The organism is Bacillus toyonensis BCT-7112, from assembly GCF_000496285.1.
GTDB classification, from domain to species: Bacteria; Bacillota; Bacilli; order Bacillales; family Bacillaceae_G; genus Bacillus_A; species Bacillus_A toyonensis.
The window spans coordinates 2,264,889-2,281,272 of the sequence record NC_022781.1 but is presented as its reverse complement, the minus strand read 5'-3'; the positions used below and the strand labels follow the sequence as shown (position 1 = coordinate 2,281,272).

The window sequence follows — 16,384 nt, the reverse complement described above, 5'->3', positions numbered from 1 at the left end:
TTCGTTCATAGGGGGAGAAAATGGAGTTTATAGATGTTTTAAGAAAGAAAAATATGAAGGTAAGAGAGTTTCAAAATTGGGGTGTTTATTTTCGCAAGCGCTGGGAGGAGCATTTTGCAAACCATTTAAGTGATGAAGAAAAAGAAGACATTTTCCTTTATGGAGATAAGTATGGCTGTGGGTATCTTTGGCACATATTTAGTTATGAGAAGAAGAAGTGTTTAGAGGGGAAAGAAGCGGAGAACGCGTTTCATAATGAAGTGAAAAAGGAGTGCTATATCTTCTATCAACACTGTAATGATGTACTACTAATAAAAGATGCGAGTTTATTAAGTATGGATGATATATTACGTGAAACAGATGATATGTATAAAGGTGATATATATATTGTAGATAAAGATTTCACTTGGACTTTTGTAAAAACTCATGAAGATAGATGGTGTGGTCCTTATTTTACTAGGAGATGTTAGTAGGTATACAAGCATGAAGGGTAGAATAAGTTGATATAAGTGTTTGTATGATACTTGCGTTTATTGTCTATTAGCGTATGATGAAATATATATGTCAAAAGGATGTGTAAGAAAATGAGATGGATTGTATCACTTCTTGTAAATAGCGTTGTGTTAATCGCTGTATCGGGACTTTTAAAAGGGATTGCACCAGACGCGTTTTACGTAGCAAATATACAAACTGCAATTATTGCGAGTATTATATTGGCGGTTTTAAATGTGTTTGTAAAACCATTTTTAATTTTAATTACGCTACCAATTACTGTTGTAACGTTCGGGTTCTTCTTAATTGTTATTAATGCGATTACGTTAAAAATAACAGATTCATTATTAGGAGATGCTTTTAATATAACAGGGTTTGGCGTAGCAATTATTGCGGCAATTTGTATTTCTATTTTTAATATGATAATTGAAAAGGCAATTGTTGAACCGTTATATGAAAAAAAGAGAAAATGACAAAAAGAAAAACATTTCATCATTCGTATGAAATGTTTTTTTCTATTTATGAGAAACCGTATTTCTTGTTTCCAGAAAAAAATGGTACAATATCCGGTAGAATGGAATTTTACATCAAACGAGACTGAACCCGCAGCGGAGTGGAGGTTTATACATATGCCAAAAGTAAGGACAAAAGATTTAATTGAACAATTTCAATTGGAGTTAATAAGTGGTGAAGAAGGAATTCATCGTCCGATTGATACAAGTGATTTATCACGACCTGGAATTGAAATGGCAGGATTCTTTACATATTATCCAGCTGATCGCGTGCAGCTTCTTGGAAAAACGGAGCTTACGTTCTTTGATACGTTAACGACAGAGCAAAAACAAGAGAGAATGAAAGCGCTTTGTACCGAGGAGACGCCATGTATTATTATAACTCGTAATCAAGATGTACCAGATGAGTTATTACAAGCATCACGTGAATCAGGCATGCCTTTATTACGTTCTTCTCAAACGACAACGAGATTATCAAGTCGTTTAACAAATTATTTAGAAGGTAAGTTAGCACCAACAACTGCTGTTCATGGTGTATTAGTAGATATTTACGGTGTTGGTGTTTTAATTACAGGTCAAAGTGGTGTTGGTAAAAGTGAGACAGCTCTTGAACTTGTGAAGCGTGGCCATCGCCTTGTTGCGGATGATAGTGTAGAAATTCGCCAAGAAGATGAAGACACATTAGTAGGAAGCTCACCAGATTTAATTGAGCATTTATTAGAAATTCGTGGTCTAGGCATTATTAACGTTATGACGTTATTCGGTGCAGGGGCAGTGCGAAATTATAAGCGTATTACACTTGTTATTAATCTTGAAATTTGGGATCAAAAGAAAAATTATGATCGCTTAGGTCTTGATGAAGAGAAGATGAAGATTATTGATACAGAACTTACGAAGATTACACTTCCAGTTCGCCCTGGCCGAAACTTGGCTGTTATTATTGAAGTAGCAGCAATGAACTTCCGTTTGAAACGTATGGGAGTCAATGCGGCACAACAGTTTTCTGAACGATTAATGAGTGCGATTGAGTTAGGGAATCAGGAGTAAACTTTGGAGAGGGAGGTCATACATATGCTGTTAGGTTCTGTACCACAGCTTGACCGCGTAGCCATCCAACTTGGGCCGTTTCCTGTTTATTGGTATGGGATTATTATCGGTACAGGTGTGCTATTAGGTCTTTGGCTAGCAACTCGTGAGGGAGAAAGGCTAGGTATTCCAAAAGATACATTTGTTGACCTTGTATTAATTGCAGTACCGATCGCTATTCTATTTGCGAGAATGTACTATGTTATTTTTGAATGGGAATATTACGCGCAAAATCCGAGTCAAATTATTAATATTCGTCAAGGTGGCTTGGCGATTCATGGTGGTTTAATCGGGGCTGTTATTACAGGTATTCTTTTTGCAAAACGACGCGGGCTTTCATTCTGGAAGTTGGCGGATATTGCTGCGCCGAGTATTTTATTAGGACAAGCAATTGGCCGATGGGGAAACTTTATGAACCAAGAGGCGCATGGTGATGAAGTAACGAGACAGTTTTTAGAAGGTCTTCATTTACCAGATTTCATTATTAATCAAATGTATATCGAGGGTGTGTATTATCACCCGACGTTTTTATATGAATCATTATGGAATTTTGCAGGTGTCATTTTATTACTCGCACTACGAAAAGTGAATTTACGACGCGGGGAATTATTCTTTACATATTTAATTTGGTATTCAGTAGGGCGCTTCTTCGTAGAAGGCTTACGTACAGATAGTTTAATGCTAGGACCACTTCGTATTGCACAAGTAATGTCAATTGGACTTGTTGTTATTTCTATTATTTTCATTATTGTGAGACGAAAAATGGGGCAAGCTGATAAAAGATATTCAGAAAATTAGAGACAAGTAGCATCTTATTATAAGATGCTGCTTCTTTCATATTCAGGAAAGCGAAAGGACTAGGGCGATGCAAATAAATACAGTGTTATTTGATTTAGATGGAACTTTAATTAATACAAACGAACTTATTATTTCTTCTTTTTTACACACTTTAAATACATATTATCCAGATCAATATAAGCGTGAAGATGTGCTGCCATTTATCGGTCCATCTTTGCATGATACTTTCAGCAAGATTGATGAAAATAAAGTTGAAGAGATGATTACATGTTATCGTCAATTTAACCATGAGCATCATGATGAATTAGTAGAAGAATATGAAACTGTATACGAAACAGTTCAAGAGTTGAAAAAACAAGGTTATAAAGTTGGTATTGTTACAACGAAAGCGAGACAAACCGTTGAGATGGGATTAAAGTTGTCAAAGCTTGATGAGTTTTTTGATGTTGTCGTGACAATTGATGATGTGGAACATGTGAAGCCACATCCAGAACCACTTCAAAAAGCGCTCGAGTTATTAAATGCGAAACCAGGAGAAACAGTGATGGTTGGGGATAATCACCATGATATTGTCGGCGGACAAAATGCGGGTACGAAAACAGCTGCGGTTTCATGGACGTTGAAAGGTAGAGCGTATCTAGAATCTTACAAACCAGACTTTATGCTAGATAAAATGAGTGATTTACTGCCGATTTTGTCCGGTATTAACCGATCATAAGTAGAGGAGAGGATTAAGTGCGACGGACAACGCGCTATCCTGTTTCAGGAGAGAATTCATTATGGAATGTGTATAAAACCGTGTCTTTTTGGAAGGTAATGAAAAACTTTATTATTATTCAAATTGCACGTTACACACCATTTTTATCTGTGAAGAATTGGTTATATCGTACGTTTTTAGGAATGAAAGTAGGAGAAAAAACATCATTTGCACTTATGGTTATGCCCGATATTATGTTTCCCGAAAAAATCACGGTGGGTGACAATTCAATTATCGGATACAATACAACGCTTTTAGCGCATGAATATTTGATTCGTGAATATCGACTTGGAGAGATTGTCATAGGAAATGAAGTGATGATTGGAGCGAACACGACAATCTTACCGGGGGTAAGGATTGGAGATAGCGCCATTGTTTCGGCTGGAACACTTGTCCATAAAGATGTACCGGGCGGCGCTTTCGTAGGTGGAAATCCAATGCGTATTATTTATACGAAAGAGGAAATGGCGGCTCGAGAAGGTTGATGCTAAAAATGTAACATTTCTTTTCTTTTTTTATGAATAAAAAGGAAATAATTGAGTATAATATACTGTTTTGTTTTTTACGGAATCGTTTATACTTATAGATAGAAGAATGTGTGAGCGAAGAAAACAAAAAACTGGAGGATATATGGGGAAAAATCAAAGGATATATAAGGAGAACGGACAAGTTATCTCTTTTAACCAATTAGCGGACTTCTTTTATAAAAAAGGGATGAGGGCTTACAAAGGGCAAAAATTGCAAGATGCAATTAAATATTTTCGAAGAGCGGCACAAAGCGAGAAGGAGCCGTTTATTTTATGCCAATTAGCAATAGCGTTATCTGAGGCTGGTGAATACCAAGAGTCGAATCAGATATTTCTAAAGCTTGCTAGATCCAACCCTGAACTTGAACAATGCTATTATTTTATTGCAAATAATTATGCATATATGGGTTTATTTCAACAAGCGAAGAAGTATGCGGATCGATATTTAGAAGTTGCGAAAGAGAAGGAATTTGTAGAAGATACATTAGAATTGCTTGAGATTATGGAAGAAGAAGCAATGGGTGCGGAAGAGATTGAGGATGAAGATGATTTAATTGTTATGCAAGAAGAGGCAAATCGTTATATTCGTAATGGACAATTAGAAGAAGCAATTGCTACATTAGAAATTGTTACGAAAGATTATCCGGAATTTTGGTCGGGTCATAATAATTTAGCCATCGCACATTTTCAATCTGGTAATGTAGACAAAGCGTTGAAATTAACGGAAATGATTTTAGAGAAAAATCCTGGTAATATACATGCGCTTTGTAATACGCTTATTTTTCTATATTCAATTGGGGAACATAAACAAGTAGAAGCATTAGCGGGACAGCTAGTTTCAGTATATCCGATTTCATTTGAACATCGTTTGAAACTTGGAACGACCCTTGCAACAATTGGTTATTTCGAGCATGCATATAAGTGGTTCAAAGTATTAAAGCGTCAAGGATATGAGGGAGACGTAAGTTTTTATTATTGGTTTGCGTATTCTGCGTATATGGTGAAAAATCAGCAAGTAGCTGAAAAAATGTGGCAACATGTAGTAGAATTGCACCCTGATAAAAAAGGAAAAGAGCCGTGGAACGCACTAAATTTAGCGGATGAAGGGCAAAACGTGTTGTTTGAAGAATTACAAAAGTCATTTCAGCAAAGTGCGACGCTAGAGGAGCAAATGCTAGCTTTATATTTAATGAATGAATTGTCAACACCAGAGAAGGTCGGATTCTTTTTTGATGTAACGCAAGTGAAAAATGGTGTTCCTATTGTATCGCAACTTGCAAAGTATTTCTTTTTACTTAATAGTCATAAAGGTATTCCTGCTGATTTACAGCAATTTGAACAATGCGCGCGAATCGCGGACGCATTATATAATTATACGAAAAAGGACGATGAACTAATCGAAGAGTGTTTACACTTTTGGTTTTGTACGTTCATACGTTTATATACATCCGGGTCTGTTTTTACAAACGTGTACGGTTGGTCGGCGGCAATTGAATATATTGTGCGCGGCGAACAAGGAAATAAGATGACGCAGTCGGAGCTTGGAGATGTATATAATGTATCTGTAGCGACTGTTCGAAAGTATGTGCAAGCTGTTAAGCGTACGCACACATAGTATAAGCAAATCATTGGGAAAAAAATGATGCTAACAGTATAATGAGGGTAACTTAATTGTGTAGGAATGGATAGGAGTGAATGGTGTGTCAGAAGAAAAAATTTATGATGTCATTATTATTGGTGCAGGACCAGCTGGTATGACAGCTGCAGTATATACATCTCGTGCGAATTTAAGCACATTAATGCTTGAGCGTGGTATTCCAGGTGGCCAAATGGCAAACACAGAAGATGTAGAAAATTATCCAGGTTATGAGTCTATTTTAGGACCAGACTTATCAAATAAAATGTTCGAGCATGCGAAGAAATTTGGTGCTGAATATGCATATGGTGATGTGAAAGCAGTCATCGATGGTAAAGAATATAAAACAATTATTGCTGGTAAAAAAGAATATAAAGCACGTGCAATTATCGTTGCAAGCGGTGCAGAATATAAAAAAATTGGTGTGCCAGGTGAAACAGAGCTTGGCGGCCGCGGTGTATCATATTGTGCAGTATGTGATGGGGCATTCTTTAAAGGAAAAGAACTCGTTGTTATTGGAGGCGGAGATTCAGCTGTTGAAGAGGGTGTGTTCTTAACGCGCTTCGCATCAAAAGTAACAATCGTTCACCGTCGTGATACTCTTCGTGCACAGAAAATTTTACAAGATCGTGCATTCCAAAACGAGAAAGTGGATTTCATTTGGAATCACACTATAAAAGAAATTAATGATGCAAATGGTAAAGTAGGAAGTGTAACACTTGTAGACGTAAATAGTGGAGAAGAGAAAGAAGTAAAAACTGATGGCGTTTTCGTATACATCGGTATGTTACCTTTATCAAAACCATTTGTTGAACTAGGTATTACAAATGAAAATGGTTACCTTGAAACGAACGAGCGTATGGAAACGAAAGTTCCTGGTATTTTCGCAGCAGGTGATGTTCGTGAAAAAATGCTTCGTCAAATTGTAACGGCAACAGGTGACGGTAGTATTGCTGCACAAAGTGCACAACACTACGTAGAAGAATTATTAGAGGAATTAAAAACTGTAACAGAAAAATAAGGGGTAATACTCCTTTTGAGAAGAAAGCTACCGATAGGAGCTTTCTTTTTTTATGTAAAAATGTCAAAGTTTTGTCAAAAACAATTAGGATTATAAGCTTTCTTATTGATATACTGGACTTTACGGAAAAAATCACTATAAGAAATGAGGAATTTATTCAGTATGGAATGGCGTAATATATATCGTGGATTTTGTATGGGAGTTAGTGATTTAATTCCTGGTGTGAGCGGCGGTACAATCGCTGTAGTGTTAGGGATTTATGAACAATTGCTTGCGGCAATTAGCGGGTTCTTTAGTCGTGAATGGAAAAAACATTTAGGATTTTTAATTCCCCTTGCAGCTGGTGTGGCGGCAGCGTTTTTAACGTTAAGTCACGTTATTAAATATTTACTTGCAAATCATTATGAACCGACTCAATTTTTCTTCCTCGGTTTAATTATTAGTATATTACCGATGTTAATGAGAGAAGCTGATGCAAAGGCGACGTTTAAAGGTAAGCACATCGCTTTATTAATAATTGCAGCTATTCTTGTTGCGATAACAGCGTTCTTTAAGCCAGATAAGGCAGCAGATCCAATTACGACGTTAACAATTTTAAATGCAATCGGTTTATTTTTCGCAGGATGGATGGCTAGTATGGCTATGCTCCTTCCTGGAATTAGCGGATCGTTTATTTTATTAATTATTGGTGTTTATCCAACGGCAATTAACGCTTTAACTACACTTAATTTACCATTAATTATGGTTATTGGTGCTGGTGTTATGGTCGGATTTGTTGTAAGTAGTAAAGGAATTAGCTTTTTATTAGATCGTTATAAAAATATGACATTTGCAGTAATTATTGGACTTGTTATCGGTTCGATTGTAATTGTTTTCCCTGGTATTCCAACTGGCGGATTTTCAATTGTAAGTTCGATCATTACCTTCATTTTAGGATTTACGATTGTTACTTATTTCGGTAAGAAATAAAGAATGTAATCCCCTTAGCGATAAAAATCGTTAAGGGGATTTTTATGTGTGATTCATTGTAATTGCAAGCATTTAGATTGCTTGTTATAGAAAGCTTTTTTACAATTGTTGAGGACTATGTGTTTAGCGAAAGAGGACTGGCTCCTTCGTTGTAGCAAACTGTTTTTGATAGTATAATGAAATGAGTATGCAGTGATAAATTTTGCTGCAAGTAGCTGAGGTGAAGAAACATGCAAAGAGTGACAAACTGTGTGTTAATTAGAGATAATGAAGTACTCTTACTCCAAAAACCTCGCCGAAATTGGTGGGTTGCACCAGGCGGGAAGATGGAGCGTGGTGAGACAGTAAGAGATTCCGTTGTTCGCGAGTATCGTGAAGAAACAGGTATTTATTTAAAGAACCCAGCGTTAAAAGGGGTCTTCACCTTTGTCATCCAAGAAGGTGATAAAGTTGTTTCTGAATGGATGATGTTCTCCTTTTTAGCGACAGATTTTGCAGGAGAAAACAAACTAGAGAGCGAAGAAGGCATCATTGGTTGGCATACATTTGATAAGATTGATGATTTAGCAATGGCGCCAGGAGATTATCACATTATTGATTATTTAATTAAAGGGAATGGTATAATCTACGGTACATTTGTATATACCCCAGATTTTGAGCTGCTTTCATATCGATTAGATCCGAGTTAAATTGCCAAGGAGAGGATACGATGACAGAGAATAATGATATAAAAATGGTGATTATTACAGGAATGTCTGGAGCCGGAAAAACAGTAGCTTTACAAAGTTTTGAAGATTTAGGATATTTTTGTGTAGATAATTTACCGCCGATGTTATTGCCGAAGTTTATTGAGCTTATGTCGGATTCAAAAGGGAAAATGAATAAAGTAGCGCTTGGCGTTGATTTACGTGGCCGAGAGTTTTTCGAACATTTATGGGGAGCGCTTGATGATTTATCAGAACGTACATGGATTATTCCTCATATTTTATTTTTAGATGCGAAAGATAGTACGCTTGTAACTCGTTATAAAGAAACGAGACGTTCGCATCCGCTTGCGCCGACTGGTTTGCCGTTAAAGGGAATCGAAGCGGAGCGTAGTTTATTAACAGATATGAAGGCACGAGCGAATATTGTGCTTGATACATCGGATTTAAAACCGAAAGAATTACGTGAAAAAATTGTTCATTTGTTTTCTACTGAAACTGAGCAAGCATTTCGTGTAAATGTTATGTCCTTTGGATTTAAGTACGGTATTCCAATTGATGCAGATTTAGTATTTGATGTTCGTTTTTTACCAAATCCATATTACATTCCACATATGAAGCCATTAACAGGACTAGATGAAGAAGTTTCGTCGTATGTACTGAAATTTAATGAGACACATAAGTTTTTAGAGAAACTGATAGATCTCATTACTTTCATGCTGCCTCATTATAAAAGAGAAGGCAAAAGTCAACTTGTAATTGCAATTGGATGTACAGGTGGACAGCATCGTTCTGTTACGCTTACAGAGTACCTTGGGAAACATTTGAAACCAGAGTATAGCGTTCATGTATCTCATCGTGATGTGGAGAAGAGAAAGGGCCATTAGGGGATGAAAAAAGAGAGAAAACCTAAAATTGTCATCATGGGAGGAGGAACTGGACTCTCTGTTTTATTAAGAGGATTAAAGCAATATCCTGTTGATATTACAGCAGTTGTTACAATCGCTGATGATGGTGGCAGTTCAGGTAGATTACGTGATGAGCTAGAAATTCCACCCCCAGGTGACATTCGTAACGTACTTGTTGCACTGTCGGATGTAGAGCCCCTGGTGGAAGCTTTATTTCAGCATCGTTTCACAACGGGAGACGGACTGAAAGGTCATGCGTTAGGAAATCTGTTATTGGCAGGTATGACCTCGATTACAGGAGACTTTTTCCATGCAATTACAGAAACGAGTAAAGTATTAAATGTCAGAGGACGTGTATTACCAGCAGCGAATCAAAGTGCAGTACTGCATGCAGAACTAGAGGATGGAGAAATTGTAACAGGTGAATCAAAGATTCCGTATTTCGGAAAGAAGATTAACCGTGTCTTTTTAACTCCAGAAGATGTAGAGCCGTTACATGAAACGTTAGCTGAGATTAAACGAGCTGATTTACTTGTTTTCGGTCCAGGAAGTTTGTATACGAGTATATTGCCGAATTTAGTTGTTAATAAAATTGGGGACGCTGTTCTTGCTGCAAAAGCAAAGAAGGTATATGTATGTAATGTTATGACACAAGCGGGTGAAACGATGGGGTATACTGCGTTTGATCATGTGCAGGCGTTACATGATCATTTAGGGCAACCATTTATCGATACTGCAATTGTAAATAATCGTGATATTCCTTGTGAATTACGCAAGTTATATGAGGAAGAAATGTCGACACCAGTTGTAGTGGATGAAGAGCGTTTTACTGAAAATAATATTGATGTCATTCAAGATAGATTAGCGAAGTATGATGAGCGTGTTGTAAGGCATGATACGTTAAAGTTAGCTTCTATTTTATATTCACTGTTATAAATGTGCGTTACCTCGTTTTGAGGTAACGCTCCTCATTCATATAGGACAAGATTTTTGTTCCATAATAATCGTATAAGGAGGTGTTGACTGTGTCATTTGCATCGGAAACAAAGAAAGAGTTGACGAATCTTGAGGTGAAGGAATGCTGTGAGAAAGTAGAATTATCAGCATTACTTCGAATGAACGGGTCGCTTTCTTTTTCAAATCGTCGTCTATCTATCGATATTCAAACGGAAAATGCGGCAATTGCAAGAAGGATTTATACGCTTTTGAAAAAAGGATATGACGTAACGGTAGAATTACTTGTTCGTAAAAAAATGCGATTGAAGAAAAATAATGTATATATTGTGCGGCTTGTTGAGAAGTCTCGTGAAATATTAGCAGATCTCCATATTGTCCGGGACGACTTTTCATTTATTCGAAATATATCACAAGAATTAATTGAGAAGAAATGTTGTAAACGATCGTATTTACGAGGTGCATTTTTAGCAGGTGGTTCAGTAAATAACCCAGAAACATCATCTTATCATTTAGAAATCTTTTCGTTATATAAGGAACATAATGATGCTATATGTGAACTAATGAACGGATTTGATTTAAATAGTAAGACGTTGGAAAGAAGAAAAGGGTACATTACGTATTTGAAAGAAGCAGAAAAAATTACGGAATTTTTAAATATTATAGGTGCTCATAACGCACTTTTAAGATTTGAAGATATTCGAATTGTTCGTGATATGCGTAATTCAGTGAATCGACTAGTGAACTGCGAAACAGCTAATTTAAATAAAACAATTGGTGCAGCGCTAAGGCAGATTGAAAATATCCGCTATATTGATGAGTCAGTTGGTCTAGATATTTTGCCAGATAAACTAAGAGAAATTGCGCAACTACGAAGAGATTATCAAGATGTAACATTGAAAGAGTTAGGTGAGATGGTATCCGGGGGGAAAATTAGTAAATCGGGTATTAATCATCGTTTGCGTAAAATCGATGATATTGCAGAGAAATTACGCGCGGGGGAAACGATAGCAAAAAAATAAGAGGTTAAAGGGGAAATGGAGCTGTGGTTCAAAAACAGGTTAAAGTTTCATTAAAAAACGGCTTGCAAGCACGTCCGGCTGCGTTGTTTGTACAAGAGGCAAATCGCTTTCATGCAGATATCTTTATCGAGAAAGATGGAAAGACAGTAAATGCAAAGAGCATAATGGGGATTATGAGCTTAGCAATCGGAACTGGTAGCATGATAACAATTACAACAGAAGGTTCAGATGCAGAAGAGGCTTTAGAAGCATTAGCTGCATATGTACAATAAAATGGCTATCGCGCATGTGCGATAGCTTTTTTGTTTTTGCTGTTTACTTAAGGGGATTTTGCGGGATAGGGGGTATGTAGCTGGTTTGTCCTTGTCGTAGATTGTCGGTAAATCGATATGTTGTGTCGAACCGTTGATATATTAAAAAAATCGTTGATATAATTTGAGTTTTGTTCGATATAATTGAAAAATCGTTGATATATTTAGGGGAATACCAGGATGGGTATACAGACGGAGGGCATGATAATAAAAAAGCGCCCTGTAATAGGGCGCTTCTGCTTTTAAGTGTATCCAGCTCCAGCGGCTAGAACAGTCGGTCGTTTCACCCCTTCATTCGAGGCAAAAAGCGCCTCGGATGAAGGGGTTCCAACTTCCTCCTGTTCTAAACGAGCCGCTTCCGCTTTAAATCTATTAACGATTTGTAAAGATCTTATCAATTAAGCCGTATTCTAAAGCTCTTTCTGCTGTCATGAAGTTGTCGCGGTCTGTGTCGCGTTGTAGTACTTCAAGTGGTTGACCTGTGCGGTCAGCAAGAATTTGGTTTAATTTTTCACGTAAGAATAGGATACGTTTTGCAGCGATTTCGATTTCAGTCGCTTGACCTTGTGCTCCGCCAAGTGGTTGGTGAATCATTACTTCACTGTTAGGAAGAGCGAAACGTTTTCCTTTTTCACCTGCTGCAAGTAAGAATGCACCCATAGATGCAGCCATACCGATACAGATTGTTGATACTTGTGGTTTAATAAACTGCATTGTATCGTAAATTGCCATACCTGCTGTGATAGAACCACCAGGGCTATTGATGTAGATGTGAATATCTTTTTCTGGATCTTGAGATTCCAAGAATAAAAGCTGGGAAACAATTGAGTTAGCTACGTTGTCATCAATTGCACTACCAAGCATAATGATGCGGTCTTTTAATAGTCGAGAGTAAATATCGTAAGCGCGTTCTCCACGATTTGTTTGTTCAATTACTGTAGGAATTAAATTCATCTGTTATTTCCTCCTTCTAAAGCTTTCTTAGTCTTATAATACAATTATGGTCAATAAAGGTCAAACGAAACCACTTTAAATCAAAAAAATATGTAGTTGTACCATGAAATATTCGCTATGTTTTTGAAATTCCCTGCTTATGTATCTTCAACATCATAACCGAATTACATAAATTTAAACGTCATGAAAACTGTAGAAAAAAAGAAAAGAACGCCTTTTGATTGAAGCGTTCTTTCGATATTTATTCTTTTAAAAGATAGGTTACTCTATTTAAAATCTTTTCGATTTGTTTCGCGTTTTTACTATACATTTCGCTTGCTGATTTCGATTTTGTTTCTAAAGAAAATAGCTCAAGATCAGCATGACATTTTTTTAAAGATGCCAATAATAAAGGTTTGTTTTGAGGAGAAGGCATTTGGAGTTTGTCATTATAAATGTCGATAGTAAGTTGCCCGTACGAGTCAACTTGACCGAGAAAAACATTTTCAATGACAACGCCGAGCTTTTCTAATTCTGAATGTAGCCAAGCGCGGTTATGCCCGCTTGATGACAGAGGTTCATCTAGTACATTTCCATCCATAATAACAGTTTGTGGTTCCTTCTCGTTTGGTACTTTTAAACCTACGTCTTTTGCTGTAAGGGGTTGGCGATCTTTCTTTAATAATACATTTAATTCACCGCTCGGTTCTAGTACAGCAAATTCAACATCCGCTACGCTGAATGCATTTTTTCCTCGGAGTAGTTCAAGTAATTCGTCACTTGTATATTTTTCTTTCTTTAAGTTATCTTCAAGTATTTTTCCATCTTTTATTAATACGGTAGACTTCCCTTCAAAAAAATCTCGAGCTGTTTTGTTCTTTAAAGAGAGGATTCCTGTGAAAAAGGGTACCGCAGCAAAAATGAGTATCGCAAAGACGCCATGGAAAAATTTTTGATCGAGCCCTGTAGATACTTGGGCAGCGATGTCACCAATCGTCATTCCAGCTATGTATTCAAAAAAGGAAAGTTGGGAGATTTGTCTTTTCCCTAACCATTTTGTAATAGCGAATAACATGATTAATATAAAAACAGAACGGAGAATGACAAGTGTCCATTCAGGTAGGTGAGACATAGCGATTTCCTCCAGTCTGCTTAAAACCCTTTATATTGAGGTTCTTCACGTTCTAATACTGAAACTCTATCCTTAACATCAGCGATGACGCTGTCCATTTCTAACATACATTCATGAAATACGCGTTTTGATTCTTCATCCTGTGAATTTAATGAAAGGGAACTTAAACTTGCTTGAGCACCCCTTAAACTAGCAAGACAAGTTTTTACGCTAGCGATAACAGTCATGCAAACACCTCTTATCCTTTCGGTTTAAATAGTAATGCTCCAATGAAGCCGAAAATAATCGCTGCGGATACACCTGCGCTCGTTACTTTAAACATACCAGTAATTACGCCGACGATTCCATGTTTTGCAGCTTCTTCCATCGCGCCGTGAACGAGGGCATTTCCAAAACTTGTAATAGGTACAGTTGCCCCAGCTCCGGCGAAATCAATTAGTGGTTCATACAAATTGAATCCGTCTAATATAGCTCCAGCAACAACGAGTGTTGCCATTGTATGAGCTGGTGTTAGTTTGCCGACATCAAACATAAGTTGTCCAATTACACATATAAGTCCACCGATTACAAAAGCCCAGAAGAAAATCATTGCGTTGCACCTCCAAATTCAATCGAAACGGCGTGGGCGATACACGGAATCGTTTCTTCTTGTTGGAATGTAAGTGGAGATAGTAAAGCGCCTGTCGCAACGACAAGTATTTTTTTGAATTCTCCTCTTTTCATTCGGTTTAATAAGTGACCGTATACGACTGTCGCTGAACAGCCTGGACCACTTCCGCCGGCTATTACAGGTTGACCTTCTCTATAAATGAGTAGTCCGCAGTCTTGAAATTGTTCACTCGTTACTTCTGTTCCATGTTTATGTAGTAAGTCATAAGCAATTTCGCGTCCAACATGTCCGAGGTCGCCTGTTACGATTAAATCATAGTGAGATGCATCAAGATTTCTTTCTCTTAAATGAGCTTCAATTGTATCGACAGCAGCAGGGGCCATTGCACCTCCCATATTAAATGGATCAGTTAATCCCATATCAACAATGCGCCCAATTGTGGCGGAAGTTACTCTTGGGCCATGTCCTGTATCGCTTAAAATAGCTGCGCCCGCACCAGTTACTGTCCACTGGGCCGTAGGAGGTTTTTGACCACCATATTCAGTTGGATAACGAAATTGTTTTTCCACGGCAGCGTTATGGCTTGAAGCTCCAGTTAATAAATATTTTGCGCCTTTTGCATTTACGATACTTGCACCGAGCGCTAAACCTTCCATAGAAGTAGAGCAAGCGCCAAATAATCCGAGATAAGGTGTGCCAAGTGTGCGGCATGCAAAGCTAGTAGGCGTAATTTGGTTAATTAAATCTCCAGCGAGAACGAATTGAATATCATCTTTCCTAAGTCTCGCTTTTTCTGTAGCACGGCTACAAGCTTCTTCAAACAAAATTTTATGTGCTTTTTCGTAGGAATCTTGTCCGAGCCATAAATCTTCATGAAGGGTATCGAAGTCTTCAGGGATTTTTCCCTTTGCCTCAAAGGGGCCACCGATTACACCTGTTGAAATAATAACTGGCTTGTTTTCGAATACCCATGTTCGGTGTCCTTGTAACATTTATAACCCTCCCCATTGAACGAGAATCGTTTTAATAAGTGCGATGACGAAAGCGGAAAATACGCCAAATAAGATGACTGATCCTGCTAGTTTAAACATGTTACCACCAACGCCGAGAACGAATCCTTCTGTACGGTGTTCAATACATGCGGCAATAACAGAATTACCAAATCCAGTGACGGGAACTGCGGTACCAGCACCAGCAAATTGTCCAAGGCGATCGTAGACGCCAAATCCCGTAAGTAGCATGGAGATAAAAATAAGAGTTGCAACGGTAGGGTTCCCGGCAGAGCGCTCAGTGAAATCAAAATACGTAATATAAAAGGTAGAAATCAGTTGGCCTATTAGACAAATGAATCCGCCGACGAAAAAAGCTTTTATACAATTTTTTAAAACGGGGCGCTTCGGTTCGCGCTGTTGTTCGAATTTTTTATATTCTTGTTGTACAGGTGTTAAGTTTTTATCTTTACTAGACATTTGAATCCTTCCTTCTCTATTAGAAAGCTTAAATATTAGATCCCATTTCTGATTGAATGAGCTTCAATTGTTTTTTGATGCCGTCGTTACTTACTTTCTTTTTCTTAATTTTGTTTTCAAGTTCTTCTATGAGCATAAAGATCTTTTTGTCTGTACTTACATGAATATCAAAAGTAGGATTTTCATCACTTAGTTTCTTTTTTAATTTACTTCGTAAAGGTTTTAAACCAAATCTTTCGTGATGTTCAGGTTTGATGGCTATGTAAAGATCTAAATTTGTATTAACTGCGGTAGCTTCTATAATTCCCTCCATAGCAAGAGCTCTTTTCTTAGCGTCTTGCGATATAGATTGATTAAAGGATTCTGTACTCATTTTTGTTAATTTAGGACCTTTTTTCTCATCTGTTCGCTTCGCTTCTTCTTTCTTTACCTTTTTATCTAACGGGCTATTATCACATCCGGTAAGTGAACCGAATAGCAGCATAAATAACGCGGTTATGATTCCGAGTTTTCGCATTATAATCATTCCATTTCTATCTGCAT

21 protein-coding genes are annotated in these 16,384 nt (G+C 37.3%); 14 read left to right on the top strand and 7 right to left on the bottom strand.

Annotated elements, in window-relative coordinates; genetic code table 11:
• The first annotated feature begins 20 nt into the window (after positions 1 to 20).
• The 14 genes from BTOYO_RS11925 (at position 21) to BTOYO_RS11860 (ending at position 11,658) form a co-directional block, all read left to right on the top strand.
• Entirely contained in the window at positions 21 to 470 is a 450-nt protein-coding gene (locus BTOYO_RS11925; protein ID WP_000394320.1) for a DUF4275 family protein, read from the top strand.
• A 114-nt stretch (positions 471 to 584) separates the two neighbouring features.
• A complete protein-coding gene (locus BTOYO_RS11920; protein ID WP_001267312.1) occupies positions 585 to 965 on the top strand; it encodes a phage holin family protein in 381 nt (126 codons plus the stop codon).
• Between the two features lie 156 nt (positions 966 to 1,121).
• Positions 1,122 to 2,051, top strand: coding sequence for an HPr(Ser) kinase/phosphatase (gene hprK / locus BTOYO_RS11915; protein WP_001127251.1), 930 nt, complete (start codon positions 1,122 to 1,124; stop codon positions 2,049 to 2,051).
• 24 nt (positions 2,052 to 2,075) lie between these two features.
• The gene (gene lgt / locus BTOYO_RS11910) at positions 2,076 to 2,888 is read left to right on the top strand and encodes a prolipoprotein diacylglyceryl transferase (RefSeq protein WP_000924230.1); all 813 of its coding nucleotides are present in this window, start codon (positions 2,076 to 2,078) and stop codon (positions 2,886 to 2,888) included.
• Between the two features lie 67 nt (positions 2,889 to 2,955).
• Complete coding sequence (ppaX, locus tag BTOYO_RS11905) at positions 2,956 to 3,606, top strand: pyrophosphatase PpaX (RefSeq protein WP_001166732.1); 651 nt, start codon at positions 2,956 to 2,958, stop codon at positions 3,604 to 3,606.
• A gap of 17 nt (positions 3,607 to 3,623) precedes the next feature.
• On the top strand, positions 3,624 to 4,130 hold the full coding sequence (locus BTOYO_RS11900) for an acyltransferase (RefSeq protein ID WP_023441101.1): 507 nt from the start codon (positions 3,624 to 3,626) through the stop codon (positions 4,128 to 4,130).
• 145 nt (positions 4,131 to 4,275) lie between these two features.
• Positions 4,276 to 5,787, top strand: a complete 1,512-nt coding sequence (locus tag BTOYO_RS11895) for a tetratricopeptide repeat protein (RefSeq protein WP_000517711.1) — start codon at positions 4,276 to 4,278, stop codon at positions 5,785 to 5,787.
• Between the two features lie 85 nt (positions 5,788 to 5,872).
• Positions 5,873 to 6,829 carry a thioredoxin-disulfide reductase gene (gene trxB, locus BTOYO_RS11890; protein ID WP_001288066.1) on the top strand — a complete coding sequence of 319 codons (957 nt, stop codon included), beginning with the start codon at positions 5,873 to 5,875 and terminating at the stop codon, positions 6,827 to 6,829.
• A 162-nt stretch (positions 6,830 to 6,991) separates the two neighbouring features.
• Positions 6,992 to 7,798 carry a DUF368 domain-containing protein gene (locus tag BTOYO_RS11885; protein WP_000455191.1) on the top strand — a complete coding sequence of 269 codons (807 nt, stop codon included), beginning with the start codon at positions 6,992 to 6,994 and terminating at the stop codon, positions 7,796 to 7,798.
• Positions 7,799 to 8,028: 230 nt separating this feature from the next.
• Positions 8,029 to 8,487, top strand: a complete 459-nt coding sequence (locus tag BTOYO_RS11880; protein ID WP_001190080.1) for an NUDIX hydrolase — start codon at positions 8,029 to 8,031, stop codon at positions 8,485 to 8,487.
• Positions 8,488 to 8,507: 20 nt separating this feature from the next.
• On the top strand, positions 8,508 to 9,389 hold the full coding sequence (gene rapZ, locus BTOYO_RS11875; protein ID WP_000138467.1) for an RNase adapter RapZ: 882 nt from the start codon (positions 8,508 to 8,510) through the stop codon (positions 9,387 to 9,389).
• Between the two features lie 3 nt (positions 9,390 to 9,392).
• Positions 9,393 to 10,346: a gluconeogenesis factor YvcK family protein gene (locus BTOYO_RS11870; protein ID WP_000712174.1), complete on the top strand. Its 954-nt coding sequence runs from the start codon at positions 9,393 to 9,395 to the stop codon at positions 10,344 to 10,346.
• Between the two features lie 89 nt (positions 10,347 to 10,435).
• Positions 10,436 to 11,386 carry a DNA-binding protein WhiA gene (whiA, locus tag BTOYO_RS11865; RefSeq protein ID WP_000006570.1) on the top strand — a complete coding sequence of 317 codons (951 nt, stop codon included), beginning with the start codon at positions 10,436 to 10,438 and terminating at the stop codon, positions 11,384 to 11,386.
• A 23-nt stretch (positions 11,387 to 11,409) separates the two neighbouring features.
• Positions 11,410 to 11,658, top strand: a complete 249-nt coding sequence (locus BTOYO_RS11860; protein WP_000250298.1) for an HPr family phosphocarrier protein — start codon at positions 11,410 to 11,412, stop codon at positions 11,656 to 11,658.
• 411 nt (positions 11,659 to 12,069) lie between these two features.
• Here the strand turns inward: BTOYO_RS11860 and clpP are convergent, their stop codons facing one another.
• The 7 genes from clpP to BTOYO_RS11825 form a co-directional block, all read right to left on the bottom strand.
• Complete coding sequence (gene clpP / locus BTOYO_RS11855; protein WP_001049156.1) at positions 12,070 to 12,651, bottom strand: ATP-dependent Clp endopeptidase proteolytic subunit ClpP; 582 nt, start codon at positions 12,649 to 12,651, stop codon at positions 12,070 to 12,072.
• Between the two features lie 241 nt (positions 12,652 to 12,892).
• Positions 12,893 to 13,762, bottom strand: coding sequence for a DUF421 domain-containing protein (locus BTOYO_RS11850; protein ID WP_000018941.1), 870 nt, complete (start codon positions 13,760 to 13,762; stop codon positions 12,893 to 12,895).
• Between the two features lie 20 nt (positions 13,763 to 13,782).
• Positions 13,783 to 13,989, bottom strand: a complete 207-nt coding sequence (locus BTOYO_RS11845) for a DUF1657 domain-containing protein (RefSeq protein WP_000215895.1) — start codon at positions 13,987 to 13,989, stop codon at positions 13,783 to 13,785.
• 11 nt (positions 13,990 to 14,000) lie between these two features.
• On the bottom strand, positions 14,001 to 14,351 hold the full coding sequence (spoVAE, locus tag BTOYO_RS11840; RefSeq protein WP_000575919.1) for a stage V sporulation protein AE: 351 nt from the start codon (positions 14,349 to 14,351) through the stop codon (positions 14,001 to 14,003).
• A complete protein-coding gene (gene spoVAD / locus BTOYO_RS11835) occupies positions 14,348 to 15,364 on the bottom strand; it encodes a stage V sporulation protein AD (RefSeq protein WP_000938947.1) in 1,017 nt (338 codons plus the stop codon). Before spoVAD ends, spoVAE begins: the two co-directional genes overlap by 4 nt.
• Positions 15,365 to 15,841 (bottom strand): stage V sporulation protein AC, encoded by a 477-nt coding sequence (spoVAC, locus tag BTOYO_RS11830; RefSeq protein WP_000095411.1) that lies wholly within the window; start codon positions 15,839 to 15,841, stop codon positions 15,365 to 15,367. It lies immediately after the preceding gene.
• Between the two features lie 28 nt (positions 15,842 to 15,869).
• A complete protein-coding gene (locus BTOYO_RS11825) occupies positions 15,870 to 16,358 on the bottom strand; it encodes a YhcN/YlaJ family sporulation lipoprotein (protein ID WP_001228529.1) in 489 nt (162 codons plus the stop codon).
• Between the last annotated feature and the right edge of the window lie 26 nt (positions 16,359 to 16,384).